Annotated in this window: 21 protein-coding genes; 14 read left to right on the top strand and 7 right to left on the bottom strand. The window is 73.4% G+C overall.

The features are described 5' to 3' along the window. Window positions 1-150: 150 nt before the first annotated feature. From Q1K26_RS22000 to Q1K26_RS21990, 3 genes are all read left to right on the top strand, one after another. Window positions 151-870 (top strand): 3-keto-5-aminohexanoate cleavage protein, encoded by a 720-nt coding sequence (locus Q1K26_RS22000; protein ID WP_300016260.1) that lies wholly within the window; start codon window positions 151-153, stop codon window positions 868-870. A gap of 93 nt (window positions 871-963) precedes the next feature. Beyond that, on the top strand, window positions 964-2,034 hold the full coding sequence (locus Q1K26_RS21995) for a ferredoxin reductase (RefSeq protein WP_300016258.1): 1,071 nt from the start codon (window positions 964-966) through the stop codon (window positions 2,032-2,034). Between the two features lie 10 nt (window positions 2,035-2,044). Beyond that, window positions 2,045-3,289 carry an acyl-CoA desaturase gene (locus Q1K26_RS21990; protein ID WP_300016255.1) on the top strand — a complete coding sequence of 415 codons (1,245 nt, stop codon included), beginning with the start codon at window positions 2,045-2,047 and terminating at the stop codon, window positions 3,287-3,289. An 82-nt stretch (window positions 3,290-3,371) separates the two neighbouring features. On the opposite strand, the gene Q1K26_RS21985 is transcribed toward Q1K26_RS21990, so the two are convergent. Beyond that, window positions 3,372-4,550, bottom strand: coding sequence for a helix-turn-helix domain-containing protein (locus Q1K26_RS21985; RefSeq protein WP_300016252.1), 1,179 nt, complete (start codon window positions 4,548-4,550; stop codon window positions 3,372-3,374). A 7-nt stretch (window positions 4,551-4,557) separates the two neighbouring features. Further along, window positions 4,558-5,214 (bottom strand): amino acid-binding protein, encoded by a 657-nt coding sequence (locus Q1K26_RS21980; protein WP_300016249.1) that lies wholly within the window; start codon window positions 5,212-5,214, stop codon window positions 4,558-4,560. A 260-nt stretch (window positions 5,215-5,474) separates the two neighbouring features. On the opposite strand from Q1K26_RS21980, the gene gatC reads away from it, so the two are divergent. The 3 genes from gatC to gatB are packed head-to-tail and all read left to right on the top strand — an operon-like array spanning window position 5,475 to window position 8,763. Then, window positions 5,475-5,765 carry an Asp-tRNA(Asn)/Glu-tRNA(Gln) amidotransferase subunit GatC gene (gene gatC, locus Q1K26_RS21975; protein WP_300016287.1) on the top strand — a complete coding sequence of 97 codons (291 nt, stop codon included), beginning with the start codon at window positions 5,475-5,477 and terminating at the stop codon, window positions 5,763-5,765. Continuing rightward, window positions 5,762-7,258 carry an Asp-tRNA(Asn)/Glu-tRNA(Gln) amidotransferase subunit GatA gene (gene gatA, locus Q1K26_RS21970; RefSeq protein ID WP_300016246.1) on the top strand — a complete coding sequence of 499 codons (1,497 nt, stop codon included), beginning with the start codon at window positions 5,762-5,764 and terminating at the stop codon, window positions 7,256-7,258. The genes gatC and gatA overlap by 4 nt, the downstream gene beginning before the upstream one ends. Next, window positions 7,255-8,763, top strand: a complete 1,509-nt coding sequence (gene gatB, locus Q1K26_RS21965) for an Asp-tRNA(Asn)/Glu-tRNA(Gln) amidotransferase subunit GatB (protein WP_300016243.1) — start codon at window positions 7,255-7,257, stop codon at window positions 8,761-8,763. The genes gatA and gatB overlap by 4 nt, the downstream gene beginning before the upstream one ends. A 36-nt stretch (window positions 8,764-8,799) precedes the next feature. Here gatB and Q1K26_RS21960 read toward each other — a convergent pair whose 3' ends face one another. Continuing rightward, entirely contained in the window at window positions 8,800-9,951 is a 1,152-nt protein-coding gene (locus Q1K26_RS21960) for a PQQ-dependent sugar dehydrogenase (protein WP_300016240.1), read from the bottom strand. Between the two features lie 52 nt (window positions 9,952-10,003). On the opposite strand from Q1K26_RS21960, the gene Q1K26_RS21955 reads away from it, so the two are divergent. From Q1K26_RS21955 to Q1K26_RS21945, 3 genes are all read left to right on the top strand, one after another. Continuing rightward, window positions 10,004-10,924, top strand: a complete 921-nt coding sequence (locus Q1K26_RS21955; protein ID WP_300016238.1) for a 2-hydroxyacid dehydrogenase — start codon at window positions 10,004-10,006, stop codon at window positions 10,922-10,924. A 150-nt stretch (window positions 10,925-11,074) separates the two neighbouring features. Beyond that, complete coding sequence (locus Q1K26_RS21950) at window positions 11,075-11,692, top strand: DoxX family protein (protein ID WP_300016235.1); 618 nt, start codon at window positions 11,075-11,077, stop codon at window positions 11,690-11,692. Window positions 11,693-11,846: 154 nt separating this feature from the next. After that, window positions 11,847-12,686, top strand: coding sequence for an aminoglycoside phosphotransferase family protein (locus tag Q1K26_RS21945; protein ID WP_300016232.1), 840 nt, complete (start codon window positions 11,847-11,849; stop codon window positions 12,684-12,686). A 521-nt stretch (window positions 12,687-13,207) separates the two neighbouring features. On the opposite strand, the gene ilvD is transcribed toward Q1K26_RS21945, so the two are convergent. Both ilvD and Q1K26_RS21935 read right to left on the bottom strand, forming a co-directional pair. Next, window positions 13,208-15,049, bottom strand: a complete 1,842-nt coding sequence (ilvD, locus tag Q1K26_RS21940; RefSeq protein WP_300016229.1) for a dihydroxy-acid dehydratase — start codon at window positions 15,047-15,049, stop codon at window positions 13,208-13,210. Between the two features lies 1 nt (window position 15,050). Beyond that, window positions 15,051-15,440 (bottom strand): PH domain-containing protein, encoded by a 390-nt coding sequence (locus Q1K26_RS21935; protein ID WP_300016226.1) that lies wholly within the window; start codon window positions 15,438-15,440, stop codon window positions 15,051-15,053. Window positions 15,441-15,726: 286 nt separating this feature from the next. Between Q1K26_RS21935 and Q1K26_RS21930 the strand changes: the two genes are divergently transcribed. From Q1K26_RS21930 to Q1K26_RS21910, 5 genes are all read left to right on the top strand, one after another. Beyond that, window positions 15,727-17,670 carry an acetolactate synthase large subunit gene (locus Q1K26_RS21930; RefSeq protein ID WP_300016223.1) on the top strand — a complete coding sequence of 648 codons (1,944 nt, stop codon included), beginning with the start codon at window positions 15,727-15,729 and terminating at the stop codon, window positions 17,668-17,670. Beyond that, the gene (gene ilvN, locus Q1K26_RS21925) at window positions 17,663-18,172 is read left to right on the top strand and encodes an acetolactate synthase small subunit (RefSeq protein WP_300016220.1); all 510 of its coding nucleotides are present in this window, start codon (window positions 17,663-17,665) and stop codon (window positions 18,170-18,172) included. Before Q1K26_RS21930 ends, ilvN begins: the two co-directional genes overlap by 8 nt. 33 nt (window positions 18,173-18,205) lie before the next feature. Then, complete coding sequence (gene ilvC / locus Q1K26_RS21920; RefSeq protein WP_300016217.1) at window positions 18,206-19,210, top strand: ketol-acid reductoisomerase; 1,005 nt, start codon at window positions 18,206-18,208, stop codon at window positions 19,208-19,210. 333 nt (window positions 19,211-19,543) lie between these two features. Then, the gene (gene serA / locus Q1K26_RS21915; protein ID WP_300016214.1) at window positions 19,544-21,148 is read left to right on the top strand and encodes a phosphoglycerate dehydrogenase; all 1,605 of its coding nucleotides are present in this window, start codon (window positions 19,544-19,546) and stop codon (window positions 21,146-21,148) included. A gap of 234 nt (window positions 21,149-21,382) precedes the next feature. Then, entirely contained in the window at window positions 21,383-22,429 is a 1,047-nt protein-coding gene (locus tag Q1K26_RS21910) for a 3-isopropylmalate dehydrogenase (protein WP_300016211.1), read from the top strand. Window positions 22,430-22,497: 68 nt separating this feature from the next. Here Q1K26_RS21910 and Q1K26_RS21905 read toward each other — a convergent pair whose 3' ends face one another. Together Q1K26_RS21905 and Q1K26_RS21900 are read right to left on the bottom strand one after the other, a co-directional pair. Next, the gene (locus Q1K26_RS21905; RefSeq protein ID WP_300016207.1) at window positions 22,498-23,469 is read right to left on the bottom strand and encodes a hypothetical protein; all 972 of its coding nucleotides are present in this window, start codon (window positions 23,467-23,469) and stop codon (window positions 22,498-22,500) included. Window positions 23,470-23,601: 132 nt separating this feature from the next. Continuing rightward, the gene (locus Q1K26_RS21900; protein ID WP_300016204.1) at window positions 23,602-23,973 is read right to left on the bottom strand and encodes an EthD family reductase; all 372 of its coding nucleotides are present in this window, start codon (window positions 23,971-23,973) and stop codon (window positions 23,602-23,604) included. Window positions 23,974-24,166: the final 193 nt, after the last annotated feature.

Genomic DNA, 24,166 nt, shown 5'->3' with positions numbered 1-24,166 from the left:
CCATCCGATACCCGAGGGCGGCGTAACCATGTCCAGAAGATCGTCGGTAAGCCGTATGCGGGAAAACCGCACGTACGGATTGAAAGGGGGATGGGGAAACAGGACCGCTACGCGGTCCCTGCGCCCCTGACTACCAATGAGGGTGTCGCGGTGCTACAGGCAGTTCTGAACGGGTCCCGACCCGCCGACGCGCACCCAGCCCTGCCGGTGCTCGCCCGCCATCTCGCGCGCGACGCGCGGGCGGTCGCGCTGCACGGCATCTCGTCGGTGCACGTCCACCCCCGTGGCCCGGAGGCCGAGGAGACCCTCGATCCGGTCCACGTCAGCGACGCGGTGGCCGCCATCCGCGCCGAGGTGCCGGGCATGGAGATCGGGGTCACCACCGGGCGCTGGATCCAGCCGGACCCCCGGCTGCGCATCGAGGCGGTCCTGGCGTGGGGGCGGCTGGGCATGGGCAAGCCCGACGTGTGCTCGGTGAACGTGCACGAGAAGGGCTGGACCGAGGTGTGCGCGGCGGCCGCATCGGTCGGGATCGGCGTGGAGCTGGGGGTGTGGACGGGTGGCGACGCCGTCACCCTGCGCACCCACGGCGTGCCGCCCGGCACGGTCCGGGTGCTCGCCGAGTCCACGGTGCCCGACCCCGACACCGCGGTCGCCGAGGGCGTCCGCATCCTCAAGGCGCTGGGCCCGCTCCCGGTGCGGGTGCTCCTGCACGGCGAGGAGGACGGCGCCTGGCCGGTCCTGGAGTACGCGCTGCGCAACAACCTCGACACCCGCATCGGCTTCGAGGACGTCCTGGTCAGGCCGGACGGCTGGCTCGGCACCGGCAACGACGACCTCGTCGAGACGGCGCTCAAGCTCCGCTACTGACGCAGTCGGGTTTGGCATTTCCCACAGAACAGGGCGTGCAGCCGTGGCCGCCGACGTGGCCGGTTCGTCGAATCGCGCAATACCGTTGGGGCCATGGGAGTTCTCAGCGCGATCGGCCGGCAGGCCACGACGGCAGCGGGCTGGCTGACCCAGCCACTGCTGCCCGACGACCTGCTCGGCACGCTCAACCCGCTGTGGTCGGCGAGCGAGCCGCACGCACGGGTCGTCGGGCTGCGCCGCGAGACCGCCGACACCACCACGCTGCTGCTGCGACCCGGCCGCGCGCGCACCCGGCACCGGCCGGGCCAGTTCGTCGGCGTCGGCATCCGGATCGACGGGGTGTGGCAGTGGCGCACCTACTCGGCCACGTCGCGCCCCGGCGACGACGTGCTCGCCGTGACCGTCACCGCGATCCCCGGCGGGACCGTGTCCGGGGTGCTCGCCCACCGCACCCCGGTCGGCACGCTGGTGCGCCTCGGCCCGCCCGCGGGCGAGTTCGTGCTGCCCTCGCCGGTGCCCGAGAAGCTGCTGTTCGTCACCGCGGGCAGCGGGATCACCCCGGTCATGGGGATGCTGCGCGAGCTGGCCGCCACCCGGCCCGAGACCCTCGACGGTGCGGTGCTCGTGCACTGCGACCGCACGCCGTCCGACGTCGTGTTCGGCGCCGAGCTGCGCGCCGTCGCCGCGGCCACCGGTATGCGCCTGGTCGAGCGGCACACCGCGCTCGAGGGCCGGCTCACCCCGGACACCCTCGCCGACTGCGTGCCCGACTGGGCCGCCCGCCAGACCTGGGCGTGCGGTCCGGCCGGTCTGCTCGACGTCCTGACCGAGCACTGGGACCGCCACGGCGATCCGGCCGCCCTGCACGTCGAGCGCTTCGTCGCGCCGGCCTTCGCGGGCGACAGCTCCGGCGGCCGCGTCGCGTTCACCACCAGCGGCATCGACGCCGACGCCGGCCCCGGCACCCCGCTGATGGTGGCGGGCGAGGCCGCGGGCGCCGTGCTGCCCAACGGGTGCCGCATGGGCATCTGCCACACCTGCGTCGGGCGCCTGCGCTCGGGCGCCGTCCGTGACCTCAACACCGGCGAGCTGCACGACACCCCGGGCGACGCCGTCCGGACCTGCGTGTCCGGCGCCGCCGGTGACGTCGAGATCGAGCTGTAGGGAGATCTACATGACCATCACCACCGAACGCCCGACCACGACCGATGCCTCCACAGCAGGCGGGCGGGCACCCCGCGTCACCGCCAAGGCCGCGGCCCCCTTCGCCGAGCCCGTCGTCGTCGAGAACCCGCTGCCCAGCCGCATCTCCGGCACCGTGCCGACCATGGCGCCCAGCGCGGCGGCCCACCTCACCGACACCCAGGTCGAGGCGCTCGCCGCCGAGCTGGACGCGCTGCGCGAGGAGGTCGTCGCCTCCCGCGGCGAGGCCGACGCGCAGTACATCCACCGGATCATCAGGCTGCAGCGGGGGCTGGAGCTCGGCGGCCGCGGCGCGCTGATCTTCTCGCTGAACCCGGCGGCCTGGCTGGCCGGCACGGCGGCCCTGACCGTCGCCAAGATCCTGGACAACATGGAGCTCGGCCACAACATCCTGCACGGCCAGTGGGACTGGATGAAGGACCCGAAGATCCACTCGACGACGTGGGAGTGGGACCACGCATCGCCTGCGAAGTCCTGGCAGCGCTCGCACAACTACGAGCACCACACGTTCACCAACGTGCGGGGCCGCGACCGCGACCTCGGCTACGCCGTCATGCGCGTCACGCCCGAGCAGCCGTGGAAGCCCACCGACCTGTTCCAGCCGTTGACCAACCTGGGCCTGTCACTGATCTTCGAGCACGGCATCGCGATCTACGACATCGAGCTGGAGAAGGTCGCCGAGGGCACCAAGCCCTGGTCGCAGGCCAAGGCCGAGCTGAAGACCCTGTGGCGCAAGACGCGCAAGCAGCTCGCCAAGGACTACGTGCTGTTCCCGCTGCTCTCGGGTCCCGGCTTCCTGCACACCGCGGCCGCGAACTTCACGGCCAACACACTGCGCAACATCTGGTCGCACGCCGTGATCTTCTGCGGGCACTTCCCGGACGGCGTGGAGACGTTCGAGGAGTCGCGGCTCGACGGCGAGACCCAGGGCGAGTGGTACGTCCGGCAGATGCTGGGATCGGCGAACCTCACCGGGAGCCCGGTCTTCCACCTGATGACCGGCAACCTGAGCCACCAGATCGAGCACCACCTGTTCCCGGACCTCCCCAGCAACCGCTACGCGCAGATCGCGCCGCGCGTGCGGGAGATCTGCGAGCGCTACGACCTGCCCTACACCGCGGGCTCGCTGCCGAGGCAGTACGGCAAGGTGCTGCGCAAGATCGTCCGCTACGCCTTCCCCGGCGGCGGCCCGAAGCCGGCAGCGCAGGCCGCCTGACCCGGCCCCTCCCATAGCAGCAAGGCCACCTTCACGCAATCTCGTTGCGTGAAGGTGGCCATGCTGCAATCCGGGTCGGCCATCAGGTGCCGGGCGGCTCGCCGGGGTCGGGGAGGGGTGCCGCCCCGCGCAGCGCCAGCGCCAGCTCCAGTCGGGAGGTGGGGTCGTCGAGCGCGTCCCCGAACACGTCCCGCAGCCCGGCGAGGCGGTAGCGCACGGTCTGCGGGTGCACGTGCAGCGCCGCGGCGGTGGCGGTGACGTCGCCGTGCGCGTCCAGCCACGCGCGCAGCGTCTCCTCGGCACGGGTCGCGGCCCCGGCCGGGAGGTCACCGAGCGGGGCGAGGGCCCGCCGACGCAGGTCCTCGGCCAGTTCGGGCTCGCCCGCCAGCAGCAGGACCAGCAGGTGCTCGTCGGCGCGGGAGAGCGCCTCGGGTCCGAGGTGACCGGCCGCGTGCAGCGGCCAGGCCGTCTGCGCGCGGGCGATCGAGCGGTGCGCGTCACCGGGTTCGACGACGGGCCCGAGCACGGCCCGCCGCCGGCCCAGCCCGGTACGGACGCGCTCGATCCAGCCGGTGCGGTCGACGGCGGGCACCAGCGCGATCCCCACCGGGTCCAGGTCGGCCGCGATCGCCGACGGGATCCGCGCGGCCACCTCCACCACGTCGTCGACGGCCAGCGCGGCCAGACGTCCCGGCAGCGTCCAGCCCGCGGCCGCCGCCGCCTGCTCGACCTCGGCCGCGGGAGCGGGCGGGCGCTGGGCGAGCAGCTCCACCAGCGCGTGCCGGCGGGTCTGCAGGGACCCCGCCCGGCTGGTCTCCTCGGCCGCCCACCCCGTCACCGAGGCCGCGGACAGCAGCTCGATGTAGGTGAACAGCGCCTCGGCCAGGCTGAAGATCACCTCCGGTGGCAGCTGCCGGGCCGTCGGGCTGACGGCGAGGCGGCGCCACAGCGTGCGGCTGCCCACCTGGTACGCGGACTGCAACGCGGCCAGCGTCCGGCCCTCGCGGTGCTCGAGCTGCCCCAGCGCGCGGTACACGCGGGTGTCGGTGAGGGCCTCGTCGCGGCCGAGCAGCTCGACGAACTGCCCCAGCGCCACCGACACGCCCTCGGTGATCCGGTTCCCGAACCGGCCGGTCAGCGGCCGGGCGTAGTCGGGCACCTCGGCACGGACCACCGCGATGATCTCGTCGACGGCCCCGGCGAGCTCCGGGCGCACGGCGGCGCCGACCCAGCTCGGGACCCGCGCCCACGGCCTGTCCACCGCGGGCCTAGCTGCGCAGGATGGTCGTCACGATCCCGGCGAGGTGCACGAGGCGGGCCAGCTCGGACGGACGGAACGCGGGGCCGCCGGGCCGCCCGACCACCAGCGCGTGCGGCGACGACGGCCCGAACGGGGCCGCGGCCAGCTCGGTGTCGAGGTCGGTCCACGGCTCGGGCACGGCATGCTCGGCCGGATCGATGACGATGGCGCGGTCGAGCGGCATCCAGGGCAGGTGCGCGGCCCGGGTCTCGGGGGCCGCGGTGCTCTCGGCGAGCCGGAACGCCCGGGTGCCCTCCTGCGTCGCGACGATCGCCCAGCCCGCGCGGAAGATCCGCGGCACGCCCTCGGCCAGCAGCTGCAGGCCCTTCGCCGGATCGTTGGTGATCGCCTCGATCAGCTCCAGCTCGCTGCGGGTCTCCAGCCTGCCCGAGTGCGGACGCACCGACTCCACCTCGACGCCGGGCACCGACTCCGCGGCCGTGATCAGCACGTCCGGGGGGCGGCCCGCCGGCAGCTCCACGGCGAGGTCGTCGACGGCCTGCCCGTGGGCGCGCTCCACGACGTCGACGCCGAGGATGTCGGCTCCGGCGTTGCCCAGCGCGGTGGCCACCGCCCCGAGGCTGCCCGGCTTGTCCGGCAGAACCACCCGGAGCAGGAACGACACGCACGCCTCCTCGACCACTCGTGCGCCGAAGCGGCACCGGAACCGCGATTCTGTCAGCCCCGCCGTTCCCGCACACATCCGGAGCGCCGGGCGGCACGCCCGCAGGCCGGTGGATGCGCAGGACTAGACTCGGCGCCTCCGGCGGCCTCCGCACCGTGCCCACGCGAACCCTCAGCAGCGCGGCCGGCGTCGCCACGAAGATCCGTCGACATCTCCTGGAGGACCATTTGTCCGCCGCTGACGCCCCCGCCGCGGGGGCGATCACCCGCGACGAGGTCGCGCACCTCGCCCGGCTGGCCCGGCTCGCCGTCACCGACTCCGAGCTCGACGTGTTCGCCGGCCAGCTCGACGTGATCCTGGGGTCGGTCGCACGGGTCGGCGAGGTCGCCGCCGACGACATCCCGCCCACCTCGCACGCCGTCCCGCTGGAGAACGTCTTCCGGGCCGACGAGCTGCGTCCGGGGCTGACCCCGGAGCAGGCCCTGTCCGGCGCCCCGGCGAGCGAGGACGGCCGGTTCCGCGTGCCGCAGATCCTGGGGGAGGAGGCATGAGCGACGACCTCACCCGCACGACCGCCGCCGAGCTCGCGTCGAGGATCCACACCCGCGACGTGTCGGCCGTGGAGGTCGCGCAGGCCCACCTGGACCGCATCGCCGCGGTCGACGCCACCACACACGCGTTCCTGCACGTCGCCGGGGACGCCGCGCTGGCCTCGGCCGCGCTGGTCGACGACGCGCTGGCCGCGGGCACCGCGCCCGCCTCCCCGCTGGCCGGCGTGCCGCTGGCGCTCAAGGACGTCTTCACCACCTCCGACATGCCCACCACCGCGGGCTCGCGGATCCTGCAGGGCTGGCGCCCGCCCTACGACGCCACGGTCACCTCCCGGCTGCGCGCGGCCGGCGTCACGATCCTGGGCAAGACCAACATGGACGAGTTCGCGATGGGCAGCTCCACCGAGTACTCGGCCTACGGCGTCACCCGCAACCCCTGGGACGCCTCGCGCGTACCGGGCGGCTCCGGCGGCGGCTCGGCGGCGGCCCTCGCCGCGTTCGAGGCGCCGCTGGCGATCGGCACCGACACCGGCGGCTCGATCCGCCAACCGGCCGCGTTCACCGGCACCGTCGGGGTCAAGCCCACCTACGGCGGGGTGTCGCGCTACGGCCTGATCGCCTGCGCGTCCTCGCTGGACCAGGGCGGCCCGTGCGCGCGCACCGTGCTCGACGCCGCGCTGCTGCACGAGGTCATCGCCGGGCACGACCCGCTCGACTCCACCTCGATCGACGCGCCCGTCCCGTCGGTCGTCGCGGCGGCGCGCCAGGGGGCCGACGGCGACCTGTCCGGGCTGCGCGTCGGCGTCGTCCGCGAGCTCACCGGAGAGGGCTACCAGCCCGGCGTGCAGGCCTCCTTCGACGCGGCACTGCGCCAGCTGGAGAAGCTCGGCGCCGAGGTCGTCGAGGTCTCCTGTCCGCACTTCGAGTACGGGCTCGCGGCCTACTACCTGATCCTGCCCAGCGAGGTCTCGTCCAACCTGGCCCGCTTCGACGCCATGCGCTACGGCCTGCGGGTCGAGGACGGGGCGAGTGCGGAGGCCGTCATGGCCGCCACCCGTGAGGCCGGTTTCGGGCCCGAGGTCAAGCGCCGCATCATCCTGGGCACCTACGCGCTGTCGAGCGGCTACTACGACGCCTACTACGGGCAGGCACAGAAGGTGCGCACGCTGATCTCCCGCGACTTCACCGCCGCTTTCCGCCAGGCCGACGTGCTGGTCTCGCCGACGACGCCCACCACGGCGTTCCCGATCGGCGACAAGGTCGACGACCCGCTGGCCATGTACCTCAACGACCTCGCCACCATCCCGACCAACCTCGCGGGCACCGCCGCGATGTCGGTGCCGTCGGGTCTGGCCGCCACCACCGACGGCCCGAGCCTGCCGGTGGGCCTGCAGATCATGGCGCCCGCGCTCGGCGAGGCGGTCATGTACCGCGTGGCCGCCGCCTACGAGTCCACCCGCGAAGCGCTCGTCGCCCCGGAGGTGTCCGCATGAGCACGTCCACCCTGGTCGACTTCGACGACGTCGTCGCGCGCTTCGACCCGATGCTCGGGCTCGAGGTGCACGTCGAGCTGAACACGACCACCAAGATGTTCTGCGGCTGCCCCACCGGGTTCGGCGCGGAGCCCAACACCCAGGTGTGCCCCACGTGCCTGGGCCTGCCCGGCGCGCTGCCCGTCGTCAACCGCACCGCCGTCGAGTCGGCGATGCGCATCGGGCTGGCGCTGAACTGCTCGATCGCCCCGTGGGGCCGCTTCGCCAGGAAGAACTACTTCTACCCGGACATGCCCAAGAACTTCCAGACCTCCCAGTACGACGAGCCGATCGCCGTCGACGGGTGGCTCGACGTCACCCTCGACGACGGCGAGGTGTTCCGCGTGGAGATCGAGCGCGCGCACATGGAGGAGGACACCGGCAAGTCGCTGCACGTCGGCGGCGCCACCGGCCGGATCCACGGCGCCGAGTACTCGCTGCTCGACTACAACCGCGCGGGCGTCCCGCTGATCGAGATCGTCACGAAGATGATCCCCGGCACCCGCGAGCGGGCCCCGGAGGTGGCGCGCGCCTACGTCACCGCGCTGCGCGACCTGATCAAGGCACTCGGGGTGTCCGACGTCCGGATGGACCAGGGCTCGATGCGCTGCGACGTCAACCTGTCGCTGTCCCCGCGCGACTCCGGGATCCTCGGCACGCGGTCGGAGACGAAGAACGTCAACTCGCTGCGGTCGGTGGAGCGGGCCGTGCGCTACGAGATGAGCCGGCACGCCGCCGTCCTCGATGCCGGGGAGAAGGTCGTCCAGGAGACGCGTCACTTCCAGGAGGACACGGCCAGCACGCGCTCGGGCCGGGTCAAGGAGACCTCCGAGGACTACCGCTACTTCCCCGAGCCCGATCTCGTCCCGATCGCGCCGTCCGCCGAGTGGGTCGAGCAGCTGCGGGCCACGCTGCCCGAGCTGCCCTGGGCCCGCCGTGCCCGGCTGCAGGCCGAGTGGAACCTCTCCGACGAGGAGCTGCGCGACCTGGTGAACGCCGGGGCGCTGGACCTGATCGAGGCCACCGTCGCGGCCGGCGCACCCGCGGGTGAGGCCCGCAGCTGGTGGGTCGCCTACCTCGCGCAGCAGGCCAACGCCCGCGAGGTGGCGCTGGACGCCCTGCCGATCACCCCGGCGCAGGTGGCCCGGGTGATCGAGCTCGTGGCGTCCGGGGAGCTGAACAACAAGCTGGCCCGCCAGGTCGTCGACGGCGTGCTGGCCGGGGAGGGCACGCCCGACGAGGTCGTGGAGCAGCGCGGGCTCAAGGTCGTGTCCGACGACGGCCCGCTGATCGCGGCCGTCGACGAGGCGCTGGCCGCCCAGCCCGACGTCGCGGAGAAGATCCGTGGCGGCAAGGTGGCGGCGGCGGGCGCGATCGTCGGCGCGGTGATGAAGGCGACGAAGGGCCAGGCCGACGCCAAGCGCGTGCGCGAGCTGATCGTCGAACGCTGCGTCCCGCGCCCGTGAGTGCGGGACGGGCACCGGGCGCTGCCGGCGGGGGCGTCACGCCCGGTCGGCGCCGCCCCCGGCCGCGAACTCGATCCGGATCACCCGGTCGTCGGGCGGCCCGGGTGCACCTCCCGCGTCCCGGTTGACGGTGCCCAGCCAGATCGCGCCGTCCGGGCCGAGGGCGGCCGCGGCGAGGCGGCCGTAGGTGTCCACCAGCAGCGACTCCGGAGTGCCGGTGAAACCGCCGCCCACGGCCGTGGTGATGACGAACATCGCCGCGGCCTCCCGCTGCGCCACCACGATCCGGTCGCCCACCGCCACGCAGCCCCCGACACCCGGGCGGTCCGGCCAGGTCCACGCCGGAGCTCCGACGGGACCGGGGACGACGGCGTGCAGCACCTCCCGCGCCCCGGAGCGGTCGGTCACCCACGCGGCCTCGGTCAGCGGGTTCACGCAGATCCCGCCGGGCGCCACGAGTCCGGAGCCGAGCACGGGGGAGGTCGGGTCGGGGTTGCCGGCGGCCGGCCGCCCCCGGGTGTCGATGCGCAGCACCTTGCCGGCGAGCGAGGCGGGGCCGGCGCCGCCCGCGTCGCCGGTGGCGACCAGCAGTGACCCGTCCAGGTCGACGGCCAGCGCCCCGCCGTTGTTCGTCGCGCCGCGGGGGATGCCGGTGAGCAGCGGTTTCGGCGGCTCGCCGGACGCGATCAGCACGACCCGGTTGTCCGCACCGGTGGTGGCGTAGGCGTAGAGCAGGCCGTCCTCGGCGTAGGAGGGCGAGAGCACGAGCCCGGTGAGCCCGCCGCCACCGCCGGCGTCCACCGGCACCGTGGCCACCAGGACGGGATCGGTGCCCTGCTCGACCCGCAGGACCCGACCGGTGGCCCGCTCCGCGACGAACGCCGACCTGCCGTCGGGGAGCACGGCGATGGCGCCCACCGGGTCCAGGCAGGACTCGACGACGGCCGGGTCCGGATCGTCGCAGGGCTCCGGCTCCTCGGGGGTTCCCGGCGGGGGCGCCGCGTCGCCGGAGGGTGGGGGCAGGCGGGGGTCGGCGGTGTCGGGCACGCGGGGGATGCCGCCGAGCTCACCGGCACCCTCGATCTGTTCCTGCCACTCCCGCGGGCCGTTGTCGGGGAACGTGGCGCAGCCGGTGACGGCGACGGCGAGCAGCGCGGCGGCCACCGCGTGCCGCACCCGTCCCCTCACGGGGCCAGGCTAGGCCGGGCCGGGTGAGCGGGCGGTGAGTACCGTCTCGCCCATGGCCGATCCCGTCACCGTCCTGGTCCCCCACGAGGAGGGACGCGCCCTGCTCGCCGACGTCCCCGGCGTCACCGTGGTCGCCTACGACCCCGATGCCGAGCTCCCCGCCGAGGCGGCGCAGGCGCAGGTGCTGGTGCCCCCGTTCCTCGCGACGAGCGAGGCCGTGGCGCTGGTCGACCACCTCCCGCAGGTGCGGCTGGTGCAGCTGCTCACCGCGGGAGCGGAGAACTGGGTGGGCCGGTTGCCCGACGGGGTCGCGCTCTCGGACTGCCGTGGCGCGCACGGCGGCGCCACCGCCGAGTGGATCGTGTCGGTGCTGCTGGCGGTCTACCGGCACCTCCCGCGGTTCGTGCGCGCGCAGGACGAGGCGAGCTGGGACTACCACCAGACCGAGGAGCTCGACGGCAAGCGCGTGCTGATCGTGGGGGCGGGCGACGTCGCGGAGAACACGGTGCGCAGGCTGGACCCGTTCGGTGTGCGCACCACGCTGGTGGGGCGCACCGCCCGCGACGGCGTGCACGGCATCGACGAGGTGCGCGACCTGCTGCCCGACCACGACGCCTGCGTGGTGATCGTGCCACTCACCGACGACACCCGCGGCCTGATCGACGCCGAGTTCCTCGCCGCCATGCCCGACGACGCGGTGCTGGTCAATGCCGCCCGCGGTCCGGTCGCCGACACCGACGCGCTGACCGCCGAGCTGGCCTCGGGGCGGCTGCGGGCGGCGGTGGACGTCACCGAGCCCGAGCCGCTGCCGACCGACCACCCGCTCTGGAAGGTCCCCGGCCTGCTGCTCACCCCGCACGTGGGGGGCAGCGTGCCCGGCGGGTTGCGCCGCGCCTACGGGGTGGTCGCCGAGCAGCTCGCGGCGTTCGCGCGCGGCGAGCAGCCGTCGAACCTGGTGGAGAACGGGTACTGAGCGACGGCCGCGGCACGGTGGGTCCGGCTGCGGGTTCTCGCGGTGCAGCCCGAATCGCGGCCCGGAACCGCCGAATTCCGGCGGCGATGCGAGAAGTGGGCGCCCGGCCGGGCCCGGCAGGCGGACGGTGATGACCGCTAGTCTCGCCTCATGAGCGAGCAGCCGACGGCCACGTTCGGGACCGGCACCGGTTTCGGCGATCCGGACGCCCCGTCGAAGACCCGGCCCACCCGCCGCCCGCTGGAGTGGAACCCGGCCACCGACGTCGGGCTGCTGCTGTTGCGTTTCGCCGTGGGCGGCACGTTCTTCGCGCACGGCATGCAGAAGATCTTCGGGTTATGGGGCGGTCCCGGCGTCAACGGGTTCGCGCAGGTGCTCGACGGGTTCGGCTACCAGCCCTCGATCACGCTGGCGTGGGTCACCGGCATCACCGAGCTGGTGGCCGGCGGGTTCGTGGTGCTCGGTGTGCTGACGCCGCTCGCCGCGGCCGGCCTGCTCGGCATCATGATCAATGTGGTGCTGCTCAAGGCGGGCAACGGGTTCTTCATCGGCTCCCCGGCCGGCGCGGACGCCGTGGAGCTGGAGGTCGTGCTCGGGCTCGCCGCCGCCGCGATCGTGCTGACCGGCCCCGGCCACATCGCCCTGGACCGCGGCCGCACCTGGCAGCGCCGCCCCGCCCCGTGGGGCGTGCTGGCCATGGTCATCGGGGTGACGGCGGCCCTGCTCGTGTACTTCCTCCTCCGGGTCCCGGCCCCGCTCGCGCCCTGATCGGGCCACGCGGAACTCGTTGCCCCGGGATCGGGCGTCACCCCGTGACGCCCGGCGGACCCGGCGGCGACGGGGTCGCCCACCGTGGGGTCGGTCCGGCGCGACGTCGTGGTCGCTCCCCGTCGGTGCGGCGACGGCATCGGCGGGGTCGCGGATGACCGGGGACTGGCTGCCGGCGGCGGGCCGGGCCCTCGGTGGCCCGGTGCGGGTGATCGGCCGGGAGCCCGCGCACGGCGGTTACGCGTCCGGGTCCGTCGAGCGGGTCGAGCTCGACGTCGGCGGACGCGCGGTGCCGGTCGTGGTCAAGCAGGCGTCGCCCGTGGAGGTGGCCGCCCTGCGGGCCCGCGCCGTCGTCCGCGGCATCGGGCCGCTGCGGCTGCTCGCCGTGGCCGGCGACCGGATCGTGCTCACCCACCACGCGGGAACGGCACTGGCGGACGGGGCGCCGGTGCCGGACGCCGTGTGGGCCGAGCTGGGTGGGGTGCACGCGCACTGGCGGGGCAGGCGGCCGCGCGGCGTGCCGGTCGTCGACCGGGCGTACTGGCGCGGACTGTGCGACCGCACGCTGGTGGCCGTGCGGGGGGCGCTCGCCCGCACGGGCGACGACGCGTTCACCGTCGCCGAGCAGCTGGTGTCGGCCTGGCGCGACGACCCGCGGATCGCCCGCGCGCTGGCCACGTTGCCCCGCACGCTGGTGCACGGGGACCCGCACCGCGGCAACATCCTCACCGGCCCCGACGGCGCCGTGCTGATCGACTGGGGCAACGCCCGGGTCGCCCCCGCCGCCCTCGACCTGGCGGTCCTGCGGGCGCAGGGCGCGCAGGTGCCCGCCGCCCTCGCCGCCACCACCTCGGAGCAGGAGCGGGACTGGGCCGACGTGCACGCGAACGTCCAGTACCTGGGCTTCGCGTGCGACCACCTCGGCGCGCCCCGGGTGCGCGAGATGGTCGCCGCTGCCGAAGGGGCCACGGCGAGGCTCGCGGCCTGCGGTTGACGGCGGGTGCGGTCGGATCCGCCGGGTCGGCCGGAGGGTGTGGCGGGACGGGTTTCGGGGCGCGGGGTCGGGCAGGACCTCGGATGTCCGGGTCCGGTGCAGGCCATGATCGGCGCTGGGGAACCGGGAGGCGCGGCATCTGCCGTTCCGGGTGCCGAACCTTCGATCAACTGCGAGCCTGAACGCCTGCCCGTTCCAAACCGGTGATCACCGGCCGCTGCGCCCACCCCGCACCGGGGCCACCCGACCACCGAGCCACCCGACCACCGAGCCACCGGGCCTCGGCCGCCCGACGGTGGCCGAGGGCGGGGACCGTGGCGCCTCACCCGTCCCCGCCCGACCGGTGATCACCGGGCCGCCGTGCCCGCCCCCTACCGGCCCCCCGGCCCGACCCGGTGACGACCGCGTGGTCCTCCCACGTCCCGCACCCGGCGGTCGGTGGGGTCCGGCTTCCCATCACACCGAGGCGGGCGACGGGTCGTGGGTCGGTCCTCGGCACAGCGGGGGCACCGTGGATCGGGCTACGGGACGCGGCGGACCGCTCCCGTGTGCGCGCTCGTGGCCAGTGCGGCGTAGGCGCGCAGCGCCTTGCTCACCGGCCGGTCGCGGTCGCGGGGCTGCCACGGGCGTTCGCTCGCGTCCATCTTCTGCCGGCGCACGGCGAGCGTCTCGTCGTCGACCTCGACCTGCAGCAGGCGGGTCGCCACGTCGATCGTGACGACGTCGCCGTCCTCGATCAGCCCGATGACGCCGCCCGCCGCCGCCTCGGGGGAGATGTGCCCGACCGAGATCCCCGACGAGCCGCCGGAGAACCGGCCGTCGGTGACCAGCGCGCAGACCCGGCCCAGACCGGCGCCCTTGAGGAACGCCGTGGGGTGCAGCATCTCCTGCATGCCCGGCCCGCCGGACGGGCCCTCGTAGCGCACCACGAGCACGTCACCGGGCTGGATCTGCTTGGTGAGGATGACCGAGACGGCCTCCTCCTGGCTCTCGACGACCCGCGCCGGGCCGGAGAAGTGGAACAGCTCCTCGGGGATGCCCGCGGTCTTGATCACCGCGCCGTCCGGGGCGATGTTGCCCCGGAGCACCGCGAGCCCGCCCTCGACGGTGTAGGCGTGGGCGAGGTCGCGGATGCAACCGTCGGCGGCGTCGGTGTCGAGCGAGGACCACCGGTTGGACGTGGAGAACGCCTCGGTGGTGCGCACCCCGCCCGGCGCGGCGTGGAACAGCTCGACGGCCGTGTCGGACGGCGAGGCGGCCCGGATGTCCCAGGCGGTCAGCCACTCGTAGAGCGAGGGGGCGTGCACGGTGTGCACGTCGGTGCGCAGCAGGCCCGCCCTCCACAGCTCGCCGAGGATCGCCGGGATGCCGCCCGCGCGGTGGACGTCCTCCATGTGGTAGTCCGAGTTGGGCGAGACCTTCGCCAGGCACGGCACCCGGCGCGACACCGCGTCGATGGCGGCGAGGTCGAAGTCGATCTCGCCCTCCTGCGCCGCCGCGAGGATGTGCAGGACGGTGTTGGTGGAGCCGCCCATCGCGACGTCGAGCGCCATGGCGTTCTCGAAGGCGGCGCGGGTGGCGATGTTGCGCGGCAGCACGGACGCGTCGTCGTCGCGGTACCAGCGGTGCGCCAGGTCCATCACGGTGCGACCGGCGTTGCGGAACAGCTCGCGGCGTGCGGCGTGCGTGGCCAGCGTGGAGCCGTTGCCCGGCAGCGCCAGACCGAGGGCCTCGGTGAGGCAGTTCATCGAGTTGGCGGTGAACATCCCCGAGCAGGAGCCGCAGGTCGGGCAGGCCGAGCGCTCGACCTCGGCGAGGCCGTCGTCGTCGACGTCCGACGAGGCCGACGCGGAGATCGCGGTGATCAGGTCGGTCGGGGCCTGCGCCACGCCTCCCACGACGACGGCCTTGCCCGCCTCCATCGGCCCGCCGGAGACGAACACCGTCGGGATGTTCAGTCGCATCGCGGCGTTGAGCATCCCGGGGGTGATCTTGTCGCAGTTGGAGATGCAGACCAGCGCGTCGGCGGCGTGGCCGTTGACCATGTACTCGACGGCGTCGGCGATCACCTCGCGGGAGGGCAGCGAGTAGAGCATCCCGCCGTGGCCCATCGCGATCCCGTCGTCGACGGCGATGGTGTGGAACTCCCGCGACACCCCACCCGCCTCGCGGATCGCGCCCGCCACCAGGTCACCCAGGTCCTTGAGGTGCACGTGACCGGGCACGAACTGGGTGTAGGAGTTGGCGATGGCGACGATCGGGCGGCCGAAGTCGTCGTCGGTCATGCCGGTGGCGCGCCAGAGCGAGCGTGCTCCGGCGGCGTTGCGGCCGTGGGTGGTGACTCGGGAGCGCAGTGCCGGCACGTCAGTCTCCAGCCGGGTCGGGCAGCCGGCCGCCGGACGCGGCGGCGAGCTGGGGGAGGTCTCGGACGCGAACGGCGGGAAGCGGTAGCTGGGCGCCGTCGCTCAGCACCGCCGTGACGCCGGACCGGTCACCCAGCTTCAGCGTGCTGATCCGGTCCCACGGTACCCGCCGCCCACCGACGACCCGCCGCACGGTGACGGCGTCGGGGTCCACGACGGTGCGCACCCGCACCACCCACACGACGACGCCGATCGGCGCGAGGTACACCAGCCACAGGAAGGGGGCCCCGAACGCGACCGGGGTGGCGCAGACGGCCAGCACGATCGCGAACAGGATGATCAGCCGTGAACTCTGGAAGACGGCGCGTGGTGGCGGCGGGGTGGTGCTCACCCCAGGATGGTCCCACCCGCTCCGAACGGTCCGGGATCCGCGGCCCGAGCCGGTCTCCCACGATCTGGTACCCCCGTCCCACGGAGTTGACGCAGGACGCGGCCGCGGGCTAGCGTCGCCGTCATGTCCGTCACCGATGTCCTCGTACTTCCCGGGCGCGTCCACGCCTGAGCGAGCACTCGGTCGTCGACGCGCCACCCTCGCACCGCCCTGATCGGCGGTCGGGGGCTTTTTTGTGTTCCGAGTTCACGTTCGCCATCCTCTCCAGCAGCGAGGCAGAGATCAGATGACCACCGTCACGCCCCGATCCGGACCGAAACCGGCGCCACCGCCCGGCCGCACGGTCCCGTCGCAGCAGGCCGCACCCGCAGCCCGCGCCGAGGTGCCGCAGTTCGACGCCGTGCCGATGACCGGCGCGCAGTCGCTCGTGCGGTCGCTGGAGGAGATCGGCTGCGAGGTCGTCTTCGGGATCCCGGGCGGCACGATCCTGCCGGCCTACGACCCCCTGCTGGACTCGACGCGCGTGCGCCACGTCCTGGTCCGCCACGAGCAGGGCGCGGGCCACGCCGCCACCGGGTACGCCCAGGCCACCGGCAAGGTCGGGGTGTGCATGGCGACATCCGGTCCGGGAGCGACGAACCTGGTCACCCCGATCGCCGACGCCCACATGGACTCGATCCCCCTGGTCGCCATCACCGGGCAGCAGACCCGGCCGCTGATCGGCACGGACGCCTTCCAGGAGGCGGACATCACCGGCATCACGATGCCGATCACCAAGCACAACATGCTGGTCACCGACGCGCGCGACATCCCGCGCGCGATCACCGAGGCGTGGCACCTGGCCAGCACCGGCCGCCCGGGCCCGGTGCTCGTCGACATCCCCAAGGACGTCCTGCAGGAGCAGACGACCTTCACCTGGCCCGCCGAGATGCGCCTGCCCGGCTACCGGCCCACCACCCGGCCGCACGGCAAGCAGATCCGGGAGGCGGCCAAGCTGATCTGCGCCGCGCGCCAGCCCGTGTTCTACGTCGGCGGCGGCGTCCTCAAGGCGCAGGCGTGGGACGAGCTGAAGGAGCTCGTCGAGCTGACCGGCATCCCGGTCGTCACCACGCTGATGGCGCGCGGGGCGTTCCCGGACAGCCACCCGCAGCACGTCGGCATGCCCGGCATGCACGGCACGGTCGCGGCGGTGGCCGCCATGCAGAAGTCCGACCTGCTCATCGCGCTGGGCGCCCGCTTCGACGACCGGGTCACCGGCAAGCTGGCGAGCTTCGCGCCGGACGCGCAGATCATCCACGCCGACATCGACCCGGCCGAGATCTCCAAGAACCGTCGCGCCGACGTCCCGATCGTCGGCGACTGCAAGGAGGTCATCACCGAGCTGATCGACGCGGTCACGGCCGAGCGGGCGGTCGGCACGGCCGACATCACCGCGTGGTGGACCCAGCTGGACGGCTACCGCGAGACCTTCCCGCTGGGCTACGACTGGCCCGAGGACGGCTCGCTCTCACCCGAGTACGTCATCGAGCGGATCGGGCGGATCGCCGGCCCGGACGCGCTGTACGCGGCCGGGGTCGGGCAGCACCAGATGTGGGCGGCGCAGTTCATCCGCTACGAGAACCCGCGCACCTGGCTCAACTCCGGTGGGCTGGGCACGATGGGCTTCGCCGTGCCGGCCGCGATGGGCGCGAAGATGGCGCTGCCGGACGCCGTGGTGTGGTGCATCGACGGCGACGGCTGCTTCCAGATGACCAACCAGGAACTCGCCACCTGCGCGATCGAGGGTATCCCGATCAAGGTCGCGATCATCAACAACGGCAACCTGGGCATGGTCCGGCAGTGGCAGAACCTGTTCTACTCCGAGCGCTACTCCAACACCGACCTGGGCACGCACGGGTCGGGCGGCGGGCGGCGGATCCCGGACTTCAAGCTGCTCGCCGAGGCGATGGGCTGCGTCGGGCTGCGCGCCGAGACACGTGACGAGGTCGACCTGGTGATCAAGCAGGCCATGGAGATCGACGACCAGCCGGTCGTCATCGACTTCGTGGTCGGTGCCGACGCGCAGGTGTGGCCGATGGTCGCCGCGGGCACCGGCAACTCCGAGATCATGGCCGCGCGCAACATCCGGCCGCTGTTCGACGGCGACGAGCTCGTGACCGACACGGCGACGATCGCGGCGGTCACCGCAGAGGCCCAGAAGGATCAGGCGCAGGGGAGCGACGATGAATGAGCGGCACACCCTCTCGGTGCTCGTCGAGGACACGCCCGGTGTCCTCGCCCGCGTCTCGGGCCTGTTCTCCCGGCGCGGGTTCAACATCTCGTCGCTGGCCGTCGGGCCCACCGAGCAGGCGGGCGTGTCCCGCATGACGATCGTGGTCGACGTCGAGGACCTGCCGCTGGAGCAGGTCACCAAGCAGCTCAACAAGCTGGTGCACGTCATCAAGATCGTGGAGCTGGAGCCGGCCGCGTCCGTGCAGCGCGAGCTGCTGCTGGTCAAGGTCCGCGCCGATCCGGCCGTCCGCAGCCAGGTGCTGGAGATCGTGGACCTGTTCCGCGCCCGCGCCGTGGACGTCACCCCGGAGGCCGTCACGATCGAGGCCACCGGCACGGTGGAGAAGATCGCCGCGCTCCTGAAGAACCTGGAGCCCTACGGCATCCGCGAGATGGTGCAGTCCGGCACGATCGCCGTCGGCCGCGGGCCGCGCTCGATCACCGCCGCCGCAGTCCGCTAGACCCACCCCTTCGGAAGGAACCTCCCAGCCGCCATGAGTGTCAACATCTACTACGACGACGACGCGGACCTGTCGATCATCCAGGGCCGCAAGGTCGCCGTCATCGGCTACGGCAGCCAGGGCCACGCGCACTCGCTGTCGCTGCGCGACTCCGGCGTCGACGTGCGCATCGGCCTGCCCGAGGGCTCCAAGAGCCGCGCCAAGGCGGCCGACGAGGGCCTGACGATCGGCACGCCGGCCGAGGTCTCCGCGTGGGCCGACCTGATCATGATCCTGGCGCCCGACACCAAGCAGCGCTTCATCTACGCCGACGACATCGCCCCCAACCTCACGGCGGGCGACGCGATCTTCTTCGGCCACGGGTTCAACATCCGCTTCGAGCTGATCAAGCCGCCGGCCGACGTCGACGTCGCGATGGTCGCACCCAAGGGGCCCGGCCACCTGGTGCGGCGCCAGTTCGTCGACGGCAAGGGCGTGCCCGCGCTCATCGCCGTGGAGCAGGACGCCACGGGCGGGGCCAAGGCGCTCGCCCTGTCCTACGCCGCCGCGATCGGCGGGGCCCGCGCGGGCGTCATCGAGACGACGTTCACCGAGGAGACCGAGACCGACCTGTTCGGCGAGCAGGCCGTGCTCTGCGGCGGTGCCGCGGCGCTGGTCCAGACCGGTTTCGAGGTGCTCACCGAGGCCGGGTACGCGCCGGAGATCGCCTACTTCGAGTGCCTGCACGAGCTCAAGCTGATCGTCGACCTCATGTACGAGGGCGGCATCGCCAACGAGCGCTTCTCCATCTCCGACACCGCCGAGTACGGCGACCTCACCCGCGGCCCGCGCATCGTCAACGCGCAGACCAAGGAGGAGATGAAGAAGATCCTGGGCGAGATCCAGGACGGCACGTTCGCCCGCGAGTGGGTGGCCGAGGACGAGGCCGGGCGCCCGAACTTCACGAAGCTGCAGGCCGAGGGCGCGGCCCACCCGATCGAGGAGGTCGGGGAGAAGCTGCGCGGCCTGATGAGCTGGGTGGGCAGCAAGGCCACCTGAGCCCTCCCGCCCACCGGAACGCGCGCTCGACGCGCGAGCGGAACACCGTTGCTGTTCTCATGGGGCTTGACCAGCAATGGCGTTCCGCTCGCGCGGTCGGCCTGCGCGCGCGCCGCTGCGGTCGTGCCCGTCGAGCAGCCGGCCACCGTCGATCCGCACGGCACCGTCGGGCGCCCTCGGAGGTGTCGATCGCGGCGGGGGCCGGTCGTGCCCACGCGGCCCGGCGGGACCGACGGCATGTCGCGATGCCCACGTGGCCGTGGCCGTGGCCGCGGGTCGGGTCGGGCCTACGATCGGGGTGTCCGTGACCTCGTCCTCGGGAGCCCTTCCGCCGTGAGCACCGCCGCCACCCGCCCCGTCGTCCTGCTCGCCGAGAAACTCGCCCCGTCCGCCGTCGCGTTGCTGGGCGACGACGTCGAGATCCGGCACGTGGACGGCACCGACCGCACCGCGCTGCTCGCCGCGGTCGCCGACGTCGACGCGCTGCTCGTCCGCTCGGCCACCCGGGTCGACGCCGAGGTGTTCGCCGCGGCCACCCGGCTCATGGTCGTCGCGCGAGCCGGCGTCGGGCTGGACAACGTCGATGTCCCGGCGGCCACCGCGCGCGGCGTGATGGTGGTCAACGCGCCCACCTCGAACATCGTCAGCGCCGCCGAGCACGCCGTCGCCCTGCTGCTCGCTGCGGCGCGCCACATCCCGGCGGCCGACGCGTCGCTGCGCGCCGGCAAGTGGGCGCGCAGCTCACTGACCGGCACCGAGATCAACGGCAAGGTCGCGGGCATCGTCGGGCTGGGCAAGATCGGTCAGCTGGTGGCGCAGCGGCTCGCCGCGTTCGGCGTGGAGCTGATCGCCTACGACCCCTACGTCGCCCCGGCCCGCGCCGCACAGCTGGGCATCGAGCTGGTGTCGCTCGACGAGCTGCTGCGCCGCGCGGAGCTGATCTCCATCCACCTGCCCAAGACCCCGGAGACGCTCGGGCTCATCGGCAAGGACCAGCTCGCGGTCACCCGGCCCGGCGTGATCGTCGTCAACGCCGCCCGTGGTGGCCTGGTCGACGAGGACGCGCTGGCCGAGGCGGTGCGCAGCGGGCACGTCGGCGGGGCCGGCGTGGACGTCTACGTCACCGAGCCCACCACGTCGAGCCCGCTGTTCGAGATCCCGCAGATCGTGGTCACCCCGCACCTGGGGGCGTCCACCGAGGAGGCGCAGGACCGGGCGGGCACCGACGTGGCCCGGTCGGTGCTGCTCGCCCTGGCCGGTGAGTTCGTGCCGGACGCAGTGAACGTGCAGGTGGGCGGCGCGGTCGGCGAGGAGGTGCGCCCGTGGCTGCCGCTGGTGCAGAAGCTGGGCACCGTGCTCTACGCCGTGGCCGGGCGGGTGCCGAGCTCGGTCACCGTCGACGTCTCCGGTGAGCTGGCGGCCGAGGACGTCTCGGTGCTGCAGCTCGCGGCGCTGCGGGGACTGTTCACCCACGTCGTCGAGGACCAGGTCACCTTCGTCAACACCCCGGCACTGGCCGCCGAGCGCGGGGTCGACGTCGAGCTGACCACCGCCCCGGAGAGCGAGAACTTCCGCAGCGTCGTACAGCTGCGAGCGGCGATGCCCGAGGGGGAGTCGATCACCGTGTCCGGCACGCTGACCGGGCGTGCGCAGGTGGAGAAGCTGGTCGAGGTCAACGGCAGGCACTTCGACCTGCGCGCCGAGGGCGAGGTCGTGCTGCTGGAGTACGCCGACCGCCCCGGCGTCATGGGCCGCGTCGGCTCGCTGCTCGGCGAGGCGGCGGTCAACATCGAGGCGGCGCAGATCAGCCAGACCACCGACGGCGCCGACGCGATCATGCTGCTGCGCGTCGACCGGCCCGTCGACCCGGGCGTGCTGGAGCCGATCGGGGCGTCGGTCGGGGCCCGGATCACCCGCCTGATCTCCTTCGACGACTGACGGTGGCGGCACGGCCCGCGTCCGACGCCGCGGACCGCCCGCCCGGCGATCCCCGGAGCACGCCGGGCACAATGGCCCTCTCGGGGGCGTGTCGCGGGCCGATCGGGCCCGCCGAGCCGGTCCGGGGAGCCGGTTCCACCCAGCGGGGTGACCACGAACGGGTGGCGGGCGTCAGGTCGGCCCGGCTGCGGCCGGTAGCGTGCGACGTCGTTACGTCGAGAGAGGACACCAGACATGCGCCTTGCGGTCATTCCGGGCGACGGCATCGGGCCGGAGGTCATCGACGAGGCGCTCAAGGTCCTCGACGAGGTCGCGCCCGGCGTCGAGCCCACGACCTACGACCTCGGGGCCGCGCGCTGGCACTCCACGGGTGAGCTGCTTCCCGAGTCGGTGCTCACCGAGCTGCAGCAGCACGACGCGATCCTGCTCGGCGCCGTCGGCGACCCCTCGGTGCCCAGCGGCATCCTGGAACGCGGCCTCCTGCTGCGCCTGCGCTTCGAGCTCGACCACCACGTCAACCTGCGCCCGGCCCGGCTCTACCCGGGCGTCCGCGGCCCGCTGGCCGGCAACCCCGACGTCGACCTGGTCGTCGTCCGGGAGGGCACGGAGGGGCCCTACGTCGGCACCGGCGGTCTGCTGCGCAAGGACACGCCCCACGAGATCGCCACCGAGGTCAGCGTCAACACCGCGTTCGGCGTGGAGCGGGTGGTCCGCGACGCCTTCGCGCGCGCGCAGCGCCGCCCGCGCCAGCACCTCACGCTGGTGCACAAGACCAACGTGCTGACCTTCTCCGGTCGGCTGTGGTCGCGGCTGGTGGAGGAGGTGTCCCTGGAGCACCCCGAGGTGTCGGTGGCCTACCAGCACATCGACGCCACGATGATCCATCTCGTGCAGGATCCGAGTCGCTTCGACGTGATCGTCACCGACAACCTGTTCGGCGACATCCTCACCGACCTCGCCGGCGCCGTCACCGGCGGCATCGGTCTCGCCGCGAGCGGCAACCTCGACGTCAGCCGCAGCAACCCCTCGATGTTCGAGCCGGTGCACGGCAGCGCTCCCGACATCGCCGGGCAGGGGGTCGCCGACCCCACGGCCGCGGTGCTGTCGGTGGCGCTGCTGCTCGACCACCTCGGCAACGTCGAGGAGGCCCGGCGCATCGAGGCGGCAGTGGCCTTCGACCTGGCCACCCGCGACCACAGCGCGACGGGCCACACGCGCAGCATCGGCGACCGCCTCGCCGCGCTGGTCAGCAGCCACGCCGGGGTCCCGTCCAGCAACTGACCCGCCCCACCCGTTGCAGGAAGGGCACCGTGACGCACTCTCGGTGCGTGTAGGTGGCCTTCCTGCAATCAGGACGGGCGTACGGCGTGCAGCGGCGGGCGCGGGCGGGCTGCGGCCTGCGCGTGCACCGCACGCAGCAGGGCCGCAACCTCCCGGGGCTCGGTGAGGACCATCTTGGGCTTCGACGCGATGTAGAGAGCGCCGACCGAGGTGAACAGACCGGCCCGCTGCACGGTGTAGTCGTGCGCGGCCGGGTCGAGGTGCCACTCGGTCGACTCGATCTCCCACACCATCGCCACGCCGTCCACCCAGCAGTCGGCGATGCCGACGAGCCGACCGTCGGCGGTGTGGACCGGGGCGTTCCACCAGGCGGACGGCATGCCGGCCTTCCCCCACAGGTTCTTCGCGGCGGACTCGGCAGCCGACCGCACGCCGTCGGACACGTCCCGGAGCACGCGGTTGGGCAGCGCGGTTCCCCGGCGTGAGTTCGTCGCGACCTCGTGGGCCAGCTGGGGCACCGTGCAGAGGCGGCGCTGTACCGCGTCTGACATCAGCTCCGTGATCTCCCCGTGTTGCGACAGCCGGCGGGCACCGTCGGCGCAGGCCCGAGCCACGGGCGCGATGCGCAGGCCCGCTCGCCGGTCCGGCCTGGGCAGGTTCGTCGTGCGCTCGACGTGGACGTAGCCGACCGATCGAACCTGCCGGTTGTGCGGGACCAGCAGGTGCACCTCCTCGGCCGGCTGACCGGTCCGGCGGGCGGGGCCGCGCCGCAGGCCGTGGAAGCGGCAGGCCTCGACACCGGTGACCACGGAATCCGGTCCGCCGAGGAGCAGTGCGGCGATCACGTACTGGAGACGGGTCGGGGTCCCGCTGAACAGGAACACGATCCCGGGGAGTGCGCGCTGCCAGGGACCACCCTCCAGGCAGCGGTGGTACACCGTGCGCTCCGGTACTCCGGCGGCCATGAGCTGGCGAACAGAAGCGACGCCCTCGGGGAACGCTGAGCGGAGTTCGACGAGCGTGGGTGTGGCCCTGGGCATGCGCGCATGATGACCAACTGCCGGCCGATCCCGTGGCGATTCGGGACGGCCCGTTGCAGGAAGGCCACCGTCACGCCATCTCGTTGCGTGAAGGTGGCCTTCCTGCAATCGGGACGGGCGTACGGCGCGGGTTCAGGCCTCGTTCGACGGGCCGGTCAGGAGGGTGACGCCGGCGCCGGCGAAGTTGGGGAGGTCGGCCACCGCGGCCTGCCCGTGCTCCCCGCTCATGCCGGCACCGAACGCGGCCTCGTCGGCGAAGTCGAGCACCGCGACCAGGTAGTAGGCCGGCTTGTTGCCCTCGGCGTCGGCGGCAGGGTGGCTGGTCGTGTAGCGGAGCAGGCCGGGGATCTTCTTGGCGATCTCCGCGTGCACCTCGGTGTAGTGCTTGTCGAACGCGGCCGGGTCCTCGGGGTGGTTGTAGAGCGCGGTGAGCTGGTACATGATTCGCCTTTCGGACTTCTCCGCCCGCGTGCGGCGTTGCTCGCGGGGTCCTGCGATCAACACCCTGGTGGATCGTCCCCGCGCCGCCTACCGCAGTCTCACGATGTGAAATGCGAGCGTGACACGGCGGGACGGCGCGTGCGATGCTGCGAGACGTGCACAGCACCGTGATCATTATCGGCAGGCGCGACGGCTAGCTCGAACAGGCCGCCGCGCAGACCTCTCGCATCCGCGAGGGGTCTTTTTTGTTGCCGCA

Origin of the sequence: Pseudonocardia sp. (assembly GCF_029263155.1) — a bacterium.
Taxonomy (GTDB): domain Bacteria; phylum Actinomycetota; class Actinomycetes; order Mycobacteriales; family Pseudonocardiaceae; genus Pseudonocardia.
The sequence above is the reverse complement of the archived record's forward strand: the minus strand, read 5'-3'. Positions and strand labels throughout refer to the sequence as shown.